Annotated in this window: 22 protein-coding genes and 1 pseudogene; 16 read left to right on the plus strand and 7 right to left on the minus strand. The window is 43.3% G+C overall.

Annotated elements, in window-relative coordinates:
• Both NDI42_RS26935 and NDI42_RS26940 read left to right on the plus strand, forming a co-directional pair.
• Window positions 1-306: pseudogene (locus NDI42_RS26935) on the plus strand (FGGY-family carbohydrate kinase); the annotation flags it as partial.
• 577 nt (window positions 307-883) lie between these two features.
• Entirely contained in the window at window positions 884-1,753 is an 870-nt protein-coding gene (locus tag NDI42_RS26940; RefSeq protein ID WP_190453793.1) for a fructosamine kinase family protein, read from the plus strand.
• A gap of 39 nt (window positions 1,754-1,792) precedes the next feature.
• Here NDI42_RS26940 and NDI42_RS26945 read toward each other — a convergent pair whose 3' ends face one another.
• Both NDI42_RS26945 and NDI42_RS26950 read right to left on the minus strand, forming a co-directional pair.
• Entirely contained in the window at window positions 1,793-2,464 is a 672-nt protein-coding gene (locus tag NDI42_RS26945; protein WP_190453742.1) for a Uma2 family endonuclease, read from the minus strand.
• A 107-nt stretch (window positions 2,465-2,571) separates the two neighbouring features.
• A complete protein-coding gene (locus tag NDI42_RS26950) occupies window positions 2,572-3,432 on the minus strand; it encodes an SMP-30/gluconolactonase/LRE family protein (protein WP_190453744.1) in 861 nt (286 codons plus the stop codon).
• Window positions 3,433-3,542: 110 nt separating this feature from the next.
• Here NDI42_RS26950 and NDI42_RS26955 point away from each other — a divergent pair, with 110 nt between their 5' ends.
• The 11 genes from NDI42_RS26955 to NDI42_RS27005 all read left to right on the plus strand — a co-directional run bounded on the left by NDI42_RS26955 (window position 3,543) and on the right by NDI42_RS27005 (window position 10,599).
• Entirely contained in the window at window positions 3,543-4,322 is a 780-nt protein-coding gene (locus NDI42_RS26955; protein WP_190453746.1) for a nucleotidyltransferase domain-containing protein, read from the plus strand.
• A gap of 117 nt (window positions 4,323-4,439) precedes the next feature.
• On the plus strand, window positions 4,440-5,258 hold the full coding sequence (locus NDI42_RS26960) for a class I SAM-dependent methyltransferase (RefSeq protein WP_190453749.1): 819 nt from the start codon (window positions 4,440-4,442) through the stop codon (window positions 5,256-5,258).
• Window positions 5,259-5,450: 192 nt separating this feature from the next.
• Window positions 5,451-6,026, plus strand: a complete 576-nt coding sequence (locus NDI42_RS26965) for a Uma2 family endonuclease (protein WP_190453751.1) — start codon at window positions 5,451-5,453, stop codon at window positions 6,024-6,026.
• A 27-nt stretch (window positions 6,027-6,053) separates the two neighbouring features.
• On the plus strand, window positions 6,054-6,176 hold the full coding sequence (locus NDI42_RS26970; protein ID WP_277876825.1) for a hypothetical protein: 123 nt from the start codon (window positions 6,054-6,056) through the stop codon (window positions 6,174-6,176).
• Window positions 6,177-6,223: 47 nt separating this feature from the next.
• A complete protein-coding gene (locus NDI42_RS26975) occupies window positions 6,224-6,766 on the plus strand; it encodes a Uma2 family endonuclease (RefSeq protein WP_190453754.1) in 543 nt (180 codons plus the stop codon).
• 18 nt (window positions 6,767-6,784) lie between these two features.
• On the plus strand, window positions 6,785-7,117 hold the full coding sequence (locus NDI42_RS26980) for a DUF6883 domain-containing protein (RefSeq protein ID WP_190453757.1): 333 nt from the start codon (window positions 6,785-6,787) through the stop codon (window positions 7,115-7,117).
• Window positions 7,118-7,132: 15 nt separating this feature from the next.
• A complete protein-coding gene (locus NDI42_RS26985; protein WP_190453760.1) occupies window positions 7,133-7,363 on the plus strand; it encodes a DUF4926 domain-containing protein in 231 nt (76 codons plus the stop codon).
• Between the two features lie 336 nt (window positions 7,364-7,699).
• A complete protein-coding gene (locus tag NDI42_RS26990; protein WP_190453763.1) occupies window positions 7,700-9,076 on the plus strand; it encodes a hypothetical protein in 1,377 nt (458 codons plus the stop codon).
• A gap of 12 nt (window positions 9,077-9,088) precedes the next feature.
• Entirely contained in the window at window positions 9,089-9,490 is a 402-nt protein-coding gene (locus NDI42_RS26995) for a hypothetical protein (RefSeq protein ID WP_190453765.1), read from the plus strand.
• 523 nt (window positions 9,491-10,013) lie between these two features.
• Window positions 10,014-10,277, plus strand: a complete 264-nt coding sequence (locus NDI42_RS27000) for a hypothetical protein (protein WP_190453768.1) — start codon at window positions 10,014-10,016, stop codon at window positions 10,275-10,277.
• Window positions 10,261-10,599, plus strand: coding sequence for a type II toxin-antitoxin system RelE/ParE family toxin (locus tag NDI42_RS27005; RefSeq protein ID WP_190453771.1), 339 nt, complete (start codon window positions 10,261-10,263; stop codon window positions 10,597-10,599). Before NDI42_RS27000 ends, NDI42_RS27005 begins: the two co-directional genes overlap by 17 nt.
• A 223-nt stretch (window positions 10,600-10,822) precedes the next feature.
• Here the strand turns inward: NDI42_RS27005 and NDI42_RS27010 are convergent, their stop codons facing one another.
• Window positions 10,823-11,404 (minus strand): Uma2 family endonuclease, encoded by a 582-nt coding sequence (locus tag NDI42_RS27010; protein ID WP_190453773.1) that lies wholly within the window; start codon window positions 11,402-11,404, stop codon window positions 10,823-10,825.
• Between the two features lie 70 nt (window positions 11,405-11,474).
• Here NDI42_RS27010 and NDI42_RS27015 point away from each other — a divergent pair, with 70 nt between their 5' ends.
• Window positions 11,475-11,618, plus strand: coding sequence for a hypothetical protein (locus NDI42_RS27015; protein WP_190453775.1), 144 nt, complete (start codon window positions 11,475-11,477; stop codon window positions 11,616-11,618).
• Between the two features lie 152 nt (window positions 11,619-11,770).
• Here the strand turns inward: NDI42_RS27015 and NDI42_RS27020 are convergent, their stop codons facing one another.
• From NDI42_RS27020 to NDI42_RS27035, 4 genes are all read right to left on the minus strand, one after another.
• Window positions 11,771-12,259, minus strand: coding sequence for a hypothetical protein (locus NDI42_RS27020; RefSeq protein ID WP_190453779.1), 489 nt, complete (start codon window positions 12,257-12,259; stop codon window positions 11,771-11,773).
• A gap of 689 nt (window positions 12,260-12,948) precedes the next feature.
• The gene (locus NDI42_RS27025; RefSeq protein WP_190453782.1) at window positions 12,949-13,440 is read right to left on the minus strand and encodes a peptidoglycan-binding domain-containing protein; all 492 of its coding nucleotides are present in this window, start codon (window positions 13,438-13,440) and stop codon (window positions 12,949-12,951) included.
• Window positions 13,441-13,619: 179 nt separating this feature from the next.
• Window positions 13,620-14,348: a DUF3891 family protein gene (locus tag NDI42_RS27030; RefSeq protein WP_190453785.1), complete on the minus strand. Its 729-nt coding sequence runs from the start codon at window positions 14,346-14,348 to the stop codon at window positions 13,620-13,622.
• A gap of 260 nt (window positions 14,349-14,608) precedes the next feature.
• Window positions 14,609-14,926: a slr1957 family protein gene (locus tag NDI42_RS27035; RefSeq protein WP_190426468.1), complete on the minus strand. Its 318-nt coding sequence runs from the start codon at window positions 14,924-14,926 to the stop codon at window positions 14,609-14,611.
• A gap of 316 nt (window positions 14,927-15,242) precedes the next feature.
• On the opposite strand from NDI42_RS27035, the gene NDI42_RS27040 reads away from it, so the two are divergent.
• Window positions 15,243-15,680 carry a secondary thiamine-phosphate synthase enzyme YjbQ gene (locus NDI42_RS27040; RefSeq protein WP_190453788.1) on the plus strand — a complete coding sequence of 146 codons (438 nt, stop codon included), beginning with the start codon at window positions 15,243-15,245 and terminating at the stop codon, window positions 15,678-15,680.
• Between the two features lie 151 nt (window positions 15,681-15,831).
• Window positions 15,832-16,050: a DUF3122 domain-containing protein gene (locus tag NDI42_RS27045; RefSeq protein ID WP_190453791.1), complete on the plus strand. Its 219-nt coding sequence runs from the start codon at window positions 15,832-15,834 to the stop codon at window positions 16,048-16,050.
• The last annotated feature ends 101 nt before the right edge of the window (window positions 16,051-16,151 follow it).

Below are 16,151 nucleotides of genomic sequence, written 5' to 3' on the forward strand. Positions count from 1 at the left end.
GAGGCAACAGGTTTTAAAGCGACACAACTGCGTTTAGCAGGCGGTGGAACGGCAGAAATGCCTTGGAAACAATTACTGACTGATGTATTGAGAATACCCCTCTATGCAACTACAGTTGCTGCTGCTTCCGCGCGGGGTGCTGCTCTACTCGCAGGTATCGGAATTGGCGCATACGTGGATGCTAATGACACGAGCAAACTGGCAGCCACACCAACGCTTGCTGCAACTCCCCAATCAGTAGATTCAGCCCTAGAAGAGGCTTGGATGCGATATCAATCCCTTTATCCACGACTAAGAAAAATCTGATAGGAGTTATGCCTCACGGAGGAAGAAAGAGAAGGTATTTACAGATACTTTCTTAAGGTAATACTGTTTAATATCAGTCAAATAAAGGAAGAAAGTTTACTGACAAAATAAGTAGAAATTGCATGAATATATTAAGTGGAATGACTCTACCAAAATCAGCCACTGCTTCTGATTTATACAGTATAAATTAGCTGATATTAAGCTTTTGACTAGGTGGTTTAAAGTTGCTGTGTAGTAGTAAATGGTCATCCATAAGTCAAGAATGGGAAAGTGCTTCAAAAGAACTGACATCTACTAGATTTTGGTAACAATACCTTAGGCTAAAGAACTAAGACTGAGATGATACTACTGAAGGTATGAACCGATTAGACGATAATAGCAACCGCTCCAACCATTTCAGAAGTGTTGACATACACCAAAAACGACTGCAACAGATCAACGACAACACGGCAATCTCCTGGTCTCCGAGTCGGTTGGTGGCAAGGGTAGTGATTTTTTCACTAAATTACTACTACCCTTCTTTGCGTAGCGAGAGCGCTTCCCTTGGCGTTACGAGAGCGTTAAAATTATTTCCATGATGTGGACACAAATAGATGCTCGTATTACTCAGCTGACTGGCGAAAAGTTTCTTTCGTCACAGCAGCGTTCGGTTAGCGGCGGCTGTATCAATCAAGGTTATGCCATCAGCGATGGGCAGCGTACTTATTTTGTTAAACTCAACCAAGCTTCTCTGGTTGATATGTTTGAGGCAGAAGCGTTGGGTTTACAGCAAATGCTGGAAACTAACAGCATCCGCGTCCCGAAACCGATTTGCTGGGGTACTGAAGGCAATTCTGCCTATCTAGTTCTAGAGTGGTTGAAACTAGGACGTGGCAATACCCAATCTTGGGAGAAAATGGGGCAGCAATTGGCAGCAATGCACCAATGGGTGGGAAAAGATGCCTTTGGCTGGGACAGAAATAATACGATTGGTTCTACGCCGCAAATCAATACATGGACAGCAGCTTGGGGAGAATTTTATGTTGAACATCGGCTGGGTTATCAATTTGGGCTGGCGAAGCGTCGCGGCGGTCATTTTCCCAATCAGGAACGGTTACTAGAAGCAATTCCTGAACTATTGGCAGATCGTCAGCCTCAACCATCGCTGGTTCACGGCGATTTGTGGGGGGGAAATGCCAGTTGTACTGTGGAAGGGGAACCTGTGATTTTTGACCCGGCGGCGTATTATGGCGATCGCGAGGTTGATATTGCGATGACAGAACTTTTTGGCGGTTTCCCAACAGCCTTTTATCGCGGCTATAACGAGGTTTTTCCTTTAGATCCAGGCTACGAGCGGCGGAAACCGCTGTATAACCTGTATCATATTTTGAATCATTTTAATCTTTTTGGCGGCGGTTATGCGTCGCAAGCGTCGGGGATGATTGAACAGATATTGCGTTCAATTTGATGTTGAGCTTAACACGCTATCCTGGCAGGAATAATTTGTTTATGGGAGATTGTCAGGGTCAACGCCAAGCGATCGCAAGTACGCAGCCAACTGTTCAGCCCGAAGACGTTCTTGCTGTAATAACAACTCGGCCTGTTCTGCCCGTTGCTGTAGTTCCACTGAAGTTAAAAATCTCTGCCCATCTGGACGGTAAATTACCAACTCTCCCTGTCCAGTTGCAAACCGAATTCTTAAGCGAGGACTCGTCCAGCCATCCATTTGCCAAAGTTTTGTCAGATGTTGATCTTGCCGCAACCATCCTTCTAATTCATAGCTTTCTGGGTCATACAGGTAGTATTCTTCGACACCGTAAGTATCGTAAAACTCCAGCTTGCGATCCATCTCTTCTTGATTGTTGCTGAGAGAAAGTATCTCAAAGACAACTTGGGGCGGGATATTATCTTCTTGCCACTGACGATAAGAACGACGTTTCCCCTTCTGTCTGCCAAAGACTACCATTACATCGGGTGCAGTCGGGGAAACTATCTTGGATTTGACAGGATACCACAGCAAATCTGCCGCAATAAAAACATCGTTAATGGCAGCGAACAAAATCTCTAAATTCTCTTTAATAATTACTATCCAACGATACTGTTCCGTATTGTCTGCCATTGGTTTGCCGTCACTGTCTGGATAGAGTAGATCGGAGTCAAGTTGCGAAAAGATAGTCATCGGATTTTACCTTGCTCTCGCTCAATAAATTACGACAAAATTTTAAATAGGCTGGAAATAGCGATCGCTATTTTCCACACTCTTGATTTTCATCTCTTTTTCTCATTTTAAAAATTAATTCTAGACATAAATTCTGGCACACCCTGAATACCAAGATTAAGGTGAAACACCGCCCCAGCTCCCGCGCCTTCCTCATCGCGATTGTCACCGCCTGCTGTAGTAACGTAAATATCAGTGTAATCTGGGCCGCCAAACGTGACACTTGTCACCTTTTTTGCCGGGAAAGGAATGCGTAAAACTTCTGTACCATCGGGAGTGTAGCGAAACAAATGTCCCCCATCCCAACGCGCCGACCAAATATAACCTTCCGCATCAACAGTCATCCCATCGGGGACACCTTCATCTTCTGGTGTGGTGATGTGAACGCGCTGATTGCTAAGATTGCCGCTAAATTGGTCGTAGTCGAACTTATAAATTTCCCGTTTATCGGAGTCGGTGTGGTACAGCTGCTTGTGGTCGGGGGTGAATCCCATGCCGTTAGAAACACCCAGACCATCGAGTATTTGAGTGAGGGAACCGTCTGTATCCAGGCGGTAGAGGCGACCGAGACGATTAGGTACTGGCATCGTCCCACAAAAAACGCGCCCTGCGGGGTCAGCAATTACATCATTAAAGCGGGTTTCGCGTTCGTCGGGAATTTCGGGAATCAGGGTGGTAATTTTCCCCTCTTCCCAGCGCTCAATGGCTCCACGAGCTTTAAATAGGAGTAGTGAACCATCTTGTTGAATAGTGAAACCGCCGACAACTTCCCCAGAGTAAATTTGCTCGTGGGTTTTGCTGGCATAATCGTAGCGGAACAGGCGACCTGTGGGGATGTCACTCCAGTAGAGGCGCTTCTCAAGTGGGTGCCAAAGGGGGCCTTCGGCATTGTGGCATTGGTAGTCTGCGAGGATAGATGGTGTTGCCATTCTTTGAGTATAGGATCAATAGAAAAGTGCAACTGCAATTTTAGAGCATCGCTAGTGAGTAGCGATCGCAATCTTAATTGCTTAATGTTAAGTAGTTAATAGTCCAGACAATGAGGAAAAGAATTCTAGAAACAATTATTGCGACCTTACAGCCAAAAGAGTTTATCTTAGCTTTATGGCAGGGAGGTTCCGCAGCCCACGGTTATACAGATGAGTGGTCAGACATCGACATTGTAGCAATTGTTGAGGACAATTATGTTGAAGAAACATTTAACCTCCTTGAAAAATCTCTCTTAACAATATCGGAAATTAAGTTTAATTTCCGAGTTCCTGAACCAACATGGCACGGTCATTCGCAGTGTTTTTATCAGTTAGAAGCCGCAAGTTCCTTCTTATTGATAGATTTTGCAGTGATGAAGCGAAGTAGTCCCAATCATTTTTTGGAGAGGGAGCGACATGGAGAAATAATAGTTGCTTTCGACAAAGCCAATCTCTTAGTTATACCTCCTTTGAATTTGAGCGAACATTTCTCCAAAATGAAAGCCAGATTTTATCATCTTCAAAATACTTTTGATTTTTTGCAAATATTTGTTAAAAAAGAGATAAATCGTGGACGTTTAGTAGAGGCTATTGCTAACTACCACTCTTACACTCTTCCACCCTTAGTAGAACTTCTGGGAATGGTTTATCGACCTTATAGATACGATTTTCAGACAAAGTATTTTAGCCGAGACTTTCCCCCAGAGGTCATTGCTCGTATGGAACCCCTTTATTGTGTTAAGGATCTTGCCGATTTAGCAAAAAAACAGCAACTTGCCGAATTGATTTTTGCAGAAACTTTACCTCGTGCAGAAGAGGTTATCACTAGAGCAAACCTAACTCATTTATGAATTTGTCTTCCTATCTTGCTTTAGCGCTATGCAGCGTCTTTGCGGTTCGTTTAGAAAGCTATTTTCACGAATCAAGTACAATTTCTATAAATTTAACTAAATTTTTCGGGAGCAGGCATGACAGAAATTAAAAATGTCAGTGGAACAGCTTTTATCATCGCTGAGCTTAGAGTTGAAGGAAGTGAAGAGAATAATCCTCTTTACACCGATGAAATTGTTAAACTTTTTCTCAATGATGAAACTAAAAAAATTGCTAAGGAGATAGTTAAAACCTTTCCTCCGGCAAAAGATATGGTAAAAATTCGGACAAAATATTTTGATGATGTATTATCAAATCAAATTTCCCTTGGTTATCAGCAAGTGGTGATTTTAGGCTCTGGTTTAGATACCCGTGCTGTCAGAAAAGGTACAAAAGACGTAGTTTTTTTTGAAATAGATAATCAAAATACTCTTCTGTTAAAAGAAGAAAGTTTAAATCAAAACCAAATTTCAGCAAATGTGAAATATATTCCTGGGGACTATGTAAAAGACGATTTGATTGCTTTGCTTGCTAGAAATAACTTTGATTTTAATCTACCGACCTATTTTTTATGGGAAGGTAATATTACATATTTAACTGAGGATGAAATAATTTTTGTAGTAAAACAGATTCGGGACAATGTGAAAAATTTCAAGTTATCCTTGGACTATTTTACAGAAGGAGTGATTTTAAGAACAACTGGGTATCAGGATATAAATGATTACAGAGATGAGTTAGAAAAGATGGGCGCACCGTGGCTGACTGGCTTTGAAAATATTGATAGTTTTGCTAAAACGTTAAACCTAAAAGTTAGCGAAAACTTTTCAACAGCCGATTTATACAAAAGATATCGTCCTCATAGTTCACTAGAATCTAATATTTTCAATTTTTACTTTGTTTGTACTTTAGAAAGTTAAAGTAGGTTGGTTTGATGGATGTATTCCGGGCTTGTAATTAGTTCCGTGAAAGGCGCGGCTTAAGAATGCTGCCTTGGTTTTGGGATGGAGTTTGAGGGGTGAAGATGCGTTAGCGAAGCGCAACGAAGTCGTTCGCTTCAATTAAAAGACTATAGAATTGAGTCAATCTTATGATAGTGAGCGATTGGAGCGATGAAAACGCTAGCAAAATGGTCTGTGGATGACTATCACCGCATGATCGAAGCGGGGATTTTGCGCGATCGCCGTGTGGAGTTGCTCAAAGGAGAAATTGTAGAGATGTCGCCGGAAGGGGAACCGCACGCTTATTTCAGCAGTGAGGCAGGGGAATATCTGACTCGATTGTTGAGCGATAAGCCCTTTGGGCATGGCTTCGCTTACCGCGCAATGATTCGCCAAAGCAAGCCGATTACACTTCCGAATGATTCTGAGCCTGAGCCTGACATTGCTATTGTGCAACGGTTGGGGCGTGAGTACCTAGAGCATCACCCTTATCCTGAAAATATTTTCTGGTTGATTGAATACTCAGATTCAACCTTAGATAAAGATTTGCAGACAAAAAGTAAAGTCTATGCTGAAGTGAAAATCCCTGAATACTGGGTGGTCAATCTCAAGAGAAGACAGCTTGTAATATTTCGAGATCCCCAAGATGGGGAGTATGCTTCAAAGTTCACACTATCTGGAGGGACAATTTACCCATTAGCGTTTCCAGAGGTAGCTATATTGATAGATTCGCTCGTCAGCATTTAGACGAGTAGAGGATTTCGAGAACCCAAAATGGTCACTACATTAGAGAACAACGCGATCGCATCTCGCGCTGCTTCGGCTTTGGGAGAATGGAGTTTGGGAGGAAAGAAAGGCGCGTTAGCGAAGCGCAACGAAGTCGTTCGCTCCAATTAAAAGGCTATAGAATTGAGTCAATCTTATGATAATGAGCGATTGGAGCGATGAAAACGCTAGCAAAATGGTCTGTGGATGACTATCACCGCATGATCGAAGCGGGGATTTTGCGCGATCGCCGTGTGGAGTTGTTAGCGGGCGAAATTGTTGAAATGAGTCCAGAAACCCCGATTCATTACAATACGGCAAAGCGAGGCGCGAAATACCTGGAGGAGTTGCTAGTAGGCAAAGCCGATGTTCGTTTCAATGGCCCAATTACACTACGCGACTCCGAACCCGAACCGGATATGGCAATTGTTCGACTGCCAGAATCTGCATACAACGATCGCCATCCTGAACCTGATGATATATTTTGGGTCGTAGAGGTGGCTAAGACCAGTCTGAAAAAAGATGTAGACTTCAAAGCCTCTATTTATGCTACTGCTGAAATTCAAGAGTATTGGGTTTTAGATTTATCAAACACGCGAATAATTGTGTTTCGAGAGCCTCACGATGGTCAGTACGTTACACAACAGTTTATTCGTGAAGGTGCGATCGCTCCGTTGGCGTTTCTAGACATCCAGGTATCTGTTGAGAGACTTTTTGCTTGAGCCTTTTGTGTCAGTTGTATGATAATTCCGAATGCAGAGCGTGCTGTGGTTGATGTCCGTAAGTTACGTGATTACTGTCTCAATTCCACGCACGATCAAGGCAAACATAAGGCACGTTTGTTTGAGTCCATGCTGGGCATGACTGTTAGTGATGCAGAGGAGTTACGCAGGATTTTACTGGAAGTTATCAAAACACATGAGGTACAGCTAGGGCGAAGGGACGATTACGGGCAACGTTATACCCTTGACTTTGTGCTTGAATGGGGGGAGCGGAGCGCTACAATTCGTAGCGGTTGGATGCTCGAACATGACTCAGATATTCCAAAATTGACAACCTGCTACCCGTTGTAAGAGTTGGAGGCTTATATGACAGATATAATCAAGTTGTTAGATATAGTTGCTCTTACAGTCAATTTGCCTGAGTTTAATCTGTGGCGTGGGCAAGTGGGTACAGTTGTTGAAATCCTAGCCGATGGTAGGGCGTTTGAAGTTGAATTTAGCGATCGCACAGGCCGCACTTACGAGTCTCTTGGTCTACGTCCAGACCAAATTATGGTGCTACACTTTGAGCCAGTATCTGGTGGTGTTGCAGCTTAATAAGATGCGATCGCTTCTCGTACTGCTTCAGCTTTGGGAGAGTGGACTTCGAGGAGGACGGAGGGTTAGCGAAGTGTGTGTAGACATTCCCTTTTAACAATCTGGAATTCCTATAGCAGTCCTAAATGATTCGTGAAGGCGAGATCCCCGACTTCGAGAGAAGTCGGGGATCTGAAGGGCTGGCATCTCACAACTCAAATAGGATTGCTATATGGATATGCATTGCTCAGCTAGAGCCGGACAGTTAGTAACTGGATGCGCTACGCTGTTGCTAACACCCCCTACTTGGTCTCTCCTGCTAGATTTGGTGTAGCTACCCCCAGCAAGAAATAGAGAATGGTGTTCATCCGACCGAGAATTATTGATTACTACAACATCGTAGCGACTCAAGCACAACTAGACTTCGCAGTACCATTTCTAGATGAAGACATTCCCCTTTATGTTGACCCTTTCCTTCTTTGGAAGTCTCCTTCATTACAAGACCAAGCACTTCACACGTCTTTGATCAACGCTTTCAATCATTTGAACTTTCTCGTTAAGAAAGGCAAAGCTGATCAAGCACGAAACAATCTCATTCTTGCATCTGAGTGTAAAGAGGTTGGTCTCGGACTTTCAAAGGATCGACGAGGTTTACGGATTGGAGCTAACAAGGCAGATGAAATTTTATCAATCTTCCAAAAGATTCCAGAGTATGGAAAGTATGGCTTCGTTCACTTTGAAGAAATTCAACTTTATGTAGATGGTATCGCAAAGGATCGCATTAGCGATATCTGTTGCAATTTTATTAAGTCATTTCTAATCGACTTTACCATCCAGCAATGTGAAGAAGTGGGGATTACTTTAGAGAAAACGCTTATTCCCATACTCTACAGTTACCGCGATAACTCATTTCTATTGGAGCATGAAATTACTTTACCTGTTAATCCTGAAACTAAAGAGCCTCTAATCTTTGTTCCTAAGAGGTGGCTAAGATTCTCTCCCTGGATTAACTTCGAGGACTATTTTAAGGGTTACTGCCCTTGTGACGAAATTTTCAATCCTGGTGAACCTCAAGAACGTGTTAAGGTTCTAAACTTTAACAGAGAGAACTACGGTGTTGTACAGGAATATGTTAAGGCAAAAGTACGAACTCAGGAAGACTGTAAGAACGATCCTCTCTTTAGACAAATTCCTGTTCTCTCTGCTAAGCGCAAATTCGCTGAAATCAGGAAGCTCCCCACAGGAAAAGAGGACGAAGCAGATTGCCACTATGAAGACTACATATGTCAACTCCTTACCTCGCTCTTCTATCCAGACCTCGACTTTGCGGCTGAGCAGAGTAGGACGGACTCTGGAAGACTCATTCGGGATCTGATCTTCTACAACAATCGCTCTATTGATTTCCTTGAAGAAATCTATGACAACTACGGAAGCAGGCAAATCGTATTTGAGTTGAAGAATGTTCAAGCAATCGGACGCGATCATATTAATCAACTAAACAGGTATCTTGATACTGGTCTGGGCAAGTTCGGTGTTCTCGTAACAAGAAATCCTCTCACAAAGGCGATGTTTAGCAATACAATCGACCTTTGGTCGGGTCAGAGGCGATGCATCATTACACTCACGGACGAGGACATCTCATTAATGGTCAACGTATTCGAGAGTAGACAGCGCTCGCCAATCGATGTTCTCAAAAAGAAATATATAGAATTTCGTCGAGCATGTCCCTCATGAAAGGTGAAATAGATGAAGCGCGAAGACGTTGATAAATTTGAGAAGCTATCTAGTCAACTTCAGGGTATCTATCAAGAACTTTCGATTTTGTCTAAGAAATCTCCTAATGATGCAGTAAACAAGTTCAAACTCAACTTTATCAATCAGCTACTTAAGGATTCAAATGAATTTTTAGGGGAGGGGTATCGGCCTTTCCCAGACTTTTCAGAGTTTGATACAGATGATGTACCGCAAAACAGTGATGTAGTTTTTATGCTCTCGCAGTACCTTCAATGTCTCGAAAAGCTCCGTGCGGACAACGTAGTGAGACGACCCGGAGAGTGGTGTTGGGTTGTAGATGCTGATCAAGGTGAGCAAGGGGATGAATTTGGTCTTGTTTATGTAAAAACAACCAGTCCGAAGTTTCCACGATAATAAAAAATTATGAAGAAGAAAGGCGAACAGTGTACGAGTCGGGAAAAGGCAGATTTACACGAAATCACAATGCCTCTGTTGAAAGCTATGCATTCAGAGTTCAAAGAGCTGAGTAGGAAGAAGCCAGAGGCTGTACTTAGTATAAGTAAGATGAAAATTGTCAACCGACTTCTGGAGAGCTGCCGAAAAGTACTCGACTCGGAGGCATCCCTTAACTACCTCGATCTCATTAACGAGGATGAGGTTCCTCAGAATAGCGATGTGGTCTTGATGTTGTCTCAGTACGTTGCTGCTATGCAGCAGTTCAAATCAACCTATTATTGTGTTGATGGGATTCTAAGTGATTGGGTCATTAGCAAGTGAGTAGTTGAGAAGAATAAGTGTTGATCGCCTTTTTCGCGGAGCTTGGCTTCGGATGGCGTTGGCATGACGCAAGAAGCGATCGCCTGCCAGCATACATTACAACAGATAGCACAGGCGAGAATCAGTACAATTGAGAGAACTATCAACCCTATTGCTACTTATGCTAAAAACTGTCGAAGGCATTTATCAGAACGGACAAATTGAACTCACCGAACTGCCGCAGGATGTGAGCGATCGCACCCAAGTTCTGATCACCTTTCTCGATCCTGGCAAAATCGATCCCACCAAAGTGCGCCAACTGATCGATCAGTTGGAAACTATTGCAGGCATTCAGCAAGGCTTCGAGGAATTAGAGCGCGGTCAAACTCGCCCTATCGAAGATTTCATCCAAGAAATGCAGCAAAAGTATGACATTTCAGGTTGAGATTACTCCGATTGCCTCTTCGGGGATCGAGCAAGCCTACCAATGGTATCGAGAGCGTAATCCCGAATTTGCCGATCGCTGGTTTCGAGGGTTGATGAACGCGATTGCAACACTCCAAGAGAAGCCCCAGCGCTGTGCTTTGGCAGTTGAACGCGAAATTTTTCCGGAAGAAGTCCGACAGTTACTTTACGGGAAAGCCAAAAATATATATCGAGTGTTGTTTACTATTCGAGATACTACAGTTTACGTGTTGTACGTCCGCCATAGTGTTCAAGCACCATTAACTGTAGATGACCTAGAGGATCTAGGAAATGGAGTTTAAATAGGTTGTCGGCGAGGGCGCAGGTTCGAGGTTATTCTCGGTGAGGAGATTTCTTCCCTTAATCATTAACCTGATTCGGTTCCAGTAGAGCGTAAGTGTTACCCATCGAACCTTTGCAAATGTTGGATCGTGCAACAACCTAACTTACGGGGTCTTTAGTTTAATTGTTTCCACCGACTTGGTTTCACAATCAATTGGGGCAAGATAGCGATCGCTCTCATATTCACGCATCAGCATTCTGAAGTCCAGGGACTTTTCGATAGATGGAAGCAATATCGCAGCGAATATCTATACTTGCGAAGTAAACTTCATCTCCTTGGCGGTAAATTTGAGAAACCCAATCGCCTGAATCGGAAAGGCGAAAACACTCGACGCTCATCTGAGATTGATTAATTAACACATATTCTCGTAAAGATGGCGACGTTTGATAGTCAGCAAATTTTTCCCCTCTGTCAAAAGCTGCTGTTGAGAGAGATAGCACTTCAACGACCAAGATGGGATAGAGAATGAAGTCATCTGTAGAGTTTGTATCCCGTTCATCACAAGTTACAGCGACATCGGGATAGTAATAGCAGTCTGCTGACTCAAGCCGGACTTTAATATCCGAGGAGAGAACAAGGCAGGGACTATTATAGAGGTGATTGCCCAATATTCTTACTAAGTTTCCAGCAATAATGATATGAGGCTTCTTTGCCCCTACCATTGCATAAACTTGTCCTCGCCTATACTCATGTTTGATAGGGCTGACTTGCTCTCCTTCTAGGTAATCTTCTCTTGAGATGTAGAAGTGTTTGCTAATAGTCATTGGGTAGTTTTTCAGAATGAGTTGCTATTTTGATAAGCTGTAAATCTGATTGTGTATCGCATTGCGAAATTTGGTTTTGGATTCAGGCGGGATGAGAAAAGAGCGATCGCTCCAGCCATACATTGCAACAGATGGCATTTATCAGAACAGACCAATTGAACTGGTTGAACTGCCGCAGGATGCGATCGCTTGCATGATTGCAGTGCGGGGATAGTGAGTTTTATCGCTGACAGCAATCCCGGCATTCGTCAAAGGCTGTTTGCTCGTCTCGATAGTATGGCATCCTACACTCTCCCCAACTTGATAACCATAGGTTATCAAAAAAAGTGGCAAGCGATCGCACTCTACAGTCTAATAAAGAGCAACCTAGCTGGAATGGAACAAACGCCGTCGCATTGCCTGCAAATAAGCAAAAACGGGGAATTGATAATACTCAACAACCACACTGACGACAAAAGCCAGATGAGACACAAAGGTTAACCCCATCCAGAAAAGGGGAACCCAAGACAAGGAACTTCCTGGTATTGGCGGGAAAATATACGCAGACAGAGCAATCAACGATGTCGGCAATATTACTAATGCGATCGCTGCTAACCCAACACCCCAACCCAACTCAGCATCATTGCGCGTAGCGTTTTGCCAACCCCGACCATTCCAGCGCCACGAGAGAGGTTGGGAACTATCTGCCATTTTCAACGATTGTTGACGCGAGTCAACTGTGAAAATGTGGCGACAAAAATTACAAGCCACCGCCTCCATCAAAGGCATCTCTGAAATTTGACCCTGCCGACATACTGGACAGCTATAAACGCCGCCAGACTTCAAATCGTTCGCTAAATCTTTTGAATTCGACATAAACTTAACAACTAGCGGACGTATTCGGCACTGGTAGAAGTGCCTCTCAAGCGCTCTGTAACACAGTATACCTATCTCAGAAGACAGACAACAAAAATTGAGATATTGCCAGAGATAGGTGAAAAGTCAGCTGCGAGTTATTCCTCCGGTTTGACGAAGTTTCCGCCCTTAGAACGACAGATAAAAATTTGATTCAAGTTATTCTAATAAAAGAAGAAACACAGCACTGGATGGACGTTATACCGCAGTGGTCCAGAATCAAACATCGAAGGAGAGCGACCGGCAGATGTAAGAACAGTGCTAATAACTAACAGGCAGAGATGTTGTGGAGTTTTTGTCGCTTCCTCCACCTTGTTACTATCGAAGAGAGGCGCAATCCTCTATCAGAGCGGTCTTAGATAGTAACCGTCAGATGCCATATAATAAACTACATTTAAAAGTACAGGTAGGAATCGGTTGATGATTCCCACCTGTACTTTGGAATTTGTACGCTTAAAAATTGATTTTGTAGGTAGGCATTGCTCACAAAACACAGTCTAAGTTTTACCTAAAATAAGGCAACACTATAGCGTTTTTTTAGTTAGGTGGAGTATATCGCAATTCTGGCCTTCGGGCGACCTTAGTAGAGACATGGCATTGCCATGTCTCTAATGATGTATCGCACCCAACCCTTAAATTGCTATAGATAATCAACAGCCTACTAAAGTAGATTTAAACTTGCTTAGTCCATACCAAGTTTTTTCGCCTACGATTCCATCCGCTAGTAGTCCGCTGCGTCTTTGAAAAGATTTTACACCTGCTTCGGTAACTGGCCCGAATATACCGTTAGCTTCTTGCTGAAAGTTTCCTGTTAGCGCCAGGGCATTTTGTAGCGTGACAACTGCTTTCCCCTGCATTCCTCTTTTCAGAACTGGCATATTAACTGGTGCGCCAGTGTAAAGAGATTGCCAGGTTAATTGACCGACGATACCATCTTCTTTGAGAAAAACCCAATTTTGAAAAACAATTACAGCATACTCTACTTCTTCATTAAAAATACCATCAATGGCTCCATAGTAAGCATTGCGAGCTGTTAGAAGTTTTTGCAATTCTGTGACTGCTATCCCTTTGCTGCCTAATCTAAGTATGGGCTTATTGAGTTGAGCGGTGGCGGTTGATTGATTAGATTGTGTAGCTGGCATAGTTGGTTGTCCTTGAAATTTGTTTTCTACAATTCCAAAGTAATCTTTGCGATCGCTCTCCCACCTCGCACAACCAGGTCATATGATGGAGTATTTCAATATACCTCTAGCAGCTCACCCATTAGCAGGAAGTATAAAAATGGGGTGGGTTATACCACACCCCACAAAAAATACATTTGTCAACTCTTGACAAATGTCCACTCTAACAACTTAATCGGTGCAGTCTGAAGCGCTTCTGTGAGTTCCTCGCTTTTGTCAAATTTCACTTGGCTGAGGTAGGAAGCTTCCACATTGACAGTAAATTCTTCTTTCTCAAAAGGCCAAGGTTTCACGGTGACATTGCCATCGCTAAGCTTTATCACGTCGTAGCGCTTGCCATCTGGGCCTTTGCTGATTTCCAAGGCACGCACACCATCTGGTAACTTGCGGGTGCAGAGGATCAGCGAGAGGCGATCGCACCATTGAAAAAACGCATAAGCTTTTTCGGCTTCCTCTTTCGTAATCTTCAACTCCTTGCGCCATTTCTTTTGGTTTTCTAGTTGTTCGTCCAGAAAACTGTCCAATTCCGATGATTCTCCCCGTTTGCCTTCATTCAAAAAGCTGACGTGCATAGAAATCAGCATTGCCACCCACCGTCCCCGGTATCGGGAATTCTTCGTCAGTTCTCTCAGCTTTGGAAGAGAAGTTTTCTTATCAACGGTAAAGTCTAAGGGTGCGCCCGCTTCGGTGATGTTCTCGCCCTCCCATTCGCGTTCTAGATCGTCGTGATGGGAAATCGCAGCCACTGTCTCTATCAAGCGTTCTGGGCGATCTTTTCTATGCCAGTTTCCCGCTATTTCAGCAGCCAGCAAAGCATGGGCGCGATGGTAAATTACTTCCCAACCTGTCTCTGTAAGGTTAGCAATCACGAAAATCTATCTCCGGTTAATAATTCCAGATATATATTTTCGTGGAACGGGCATTTTGCCTGCCACTACCAAAGGATACAGTAAGCTGAGTTTGGGTTGATGCGAACCTTACCCAACCATCTTACGCATTTGTTGACTATAGCAATCCTATTTAAGTTGTGAACGAGTATTCCCCTTGGTGTAGGGACACGGCAGTAGCGTGTCTCTACAGGGTTTCAAGAATCATTTAGGATTGGTATATTCTTAAATTTATCTTGCCGCTAGCTGTCTTCTACCTCAAGTAGACCCACCGTGACAGCCCAAAAAGCAAAAGCCAAAACTATTGGCATTGGCGACTTCAAGAAATAACTTAAAATAACAGCTATTATTGTTGCGATCGCTGCCCCGATCGACCACCATTTTTCCTCACCGCTTAATCCTTTTTTAGCTTTGATCGAGCGCATGACTTTCGGAGGAATTGGCTCAGGCATCACGGCTCCGGGAGGGAAAGCCCAGTAGTTGTAAGCCTCAAACACTACATCTGTCCAGCCGTTCTCTTCACACCATTCGTAAATCCATTCATCGCAATAATGCTTCATCTGATGACTTCCTCCCCCGTAAGATATAAAAATTGTTTAAAAAGAGTATCTTAACCCAAAAAGACTTTTTGCCTGACCAGCCAATTGTTAAAACATATTAAAAGTTTTTGTCGGCGTTGACCGTTACTCAAACAAGGTATCTTTACTTGAAGAGGCTAACAAAACCCAGCTTCTTAAAACAAAAAAAGATACTAAATTTTACTTGTGAGCTTTCCAATGTACCACACCCAACCACCTGAAGCAGTGTCAGTCCAGCAAAAGCCAGCTTACGCGATCGCTTTTCGCGCTAACACGAGAATTGGTAGCAGGTGACAAGATGCAGATTATTAACAAACTCATTGAAGTAGAAACCGACACGGGAATTGGGATTTATAACATTACGCCTCAAATCGAGAAAATTCTTCATCTAACCTCAGTTAGAAATGGTCAAGTTCTAGTCTTTTCTCGCCACACGACGACAGCTTTAGCTATCAACGAAAATGAAGAAAGATTGCTGGAAGATGTCAAAATCCACTTAGAAAAGTTAGCGCCTGCTTCCGGAAGCTACTTACATAACGATCTACATTTACGAGATGTGCCTGATGATGAACCCATCAATGCTCACTCTCACCTAATGGCAATGATGCTCAGTACCAGTGAGGTGATTCCTATCGTAGATGGTAAATTGGCTCTAGGAACTTGGCAATCCATCTTATTTTTTGAGTTGGATGGTTCCCGAAAAAGGAGTGTATCTGTACAAATATCCGGGGAATAAACCGTTCTTGAAAACCACTAATGTAGGTTGGGTTGAGGAACCTCACGCAACATTAACATGGGTAGGATGGGTAACGCTTAGTCGCTCTACCCATCCTACAAATAATTAGATCCATCTATTTATCTAAAATCAAAAGCATCCAAAATTAAAAATGGTATTAGGGTGGCGAATCTTTACCGGACTTTGCTTGTGCATCTACCTAATGTTAGGTAATTCAGCACCAGCTTTTGCTTCTATCCACACATATCCAGAATCTCCCACACAAGTAATGTACCGCTCCAAACAAAGTTTGCGGGATGTTAAAGACCAAGCATGGCAAGTTGTACTGTTTAAGCGACTCAAGATGGGTGCGGTGGACCTGACTGCCTGACAGAAGTAGGTGAAAGCCAATAGCCGCGGGGAATTTGTGAAAAAGGGTAGAGGGACATGAGAGGCTAGAGTTACCACACAACAGCCATCTATTCATGACAA

Origin of the sequence: Funiculus sociatus GB2-C1 (assembly GCF_039962115.1) — a bacterium.
GTDB lineage: Bacteria > Cyanobacteriota > Cyanobacteriia > Cyanobacteriales > FACHB-T130 > Funiculus > Funiculus sociatus.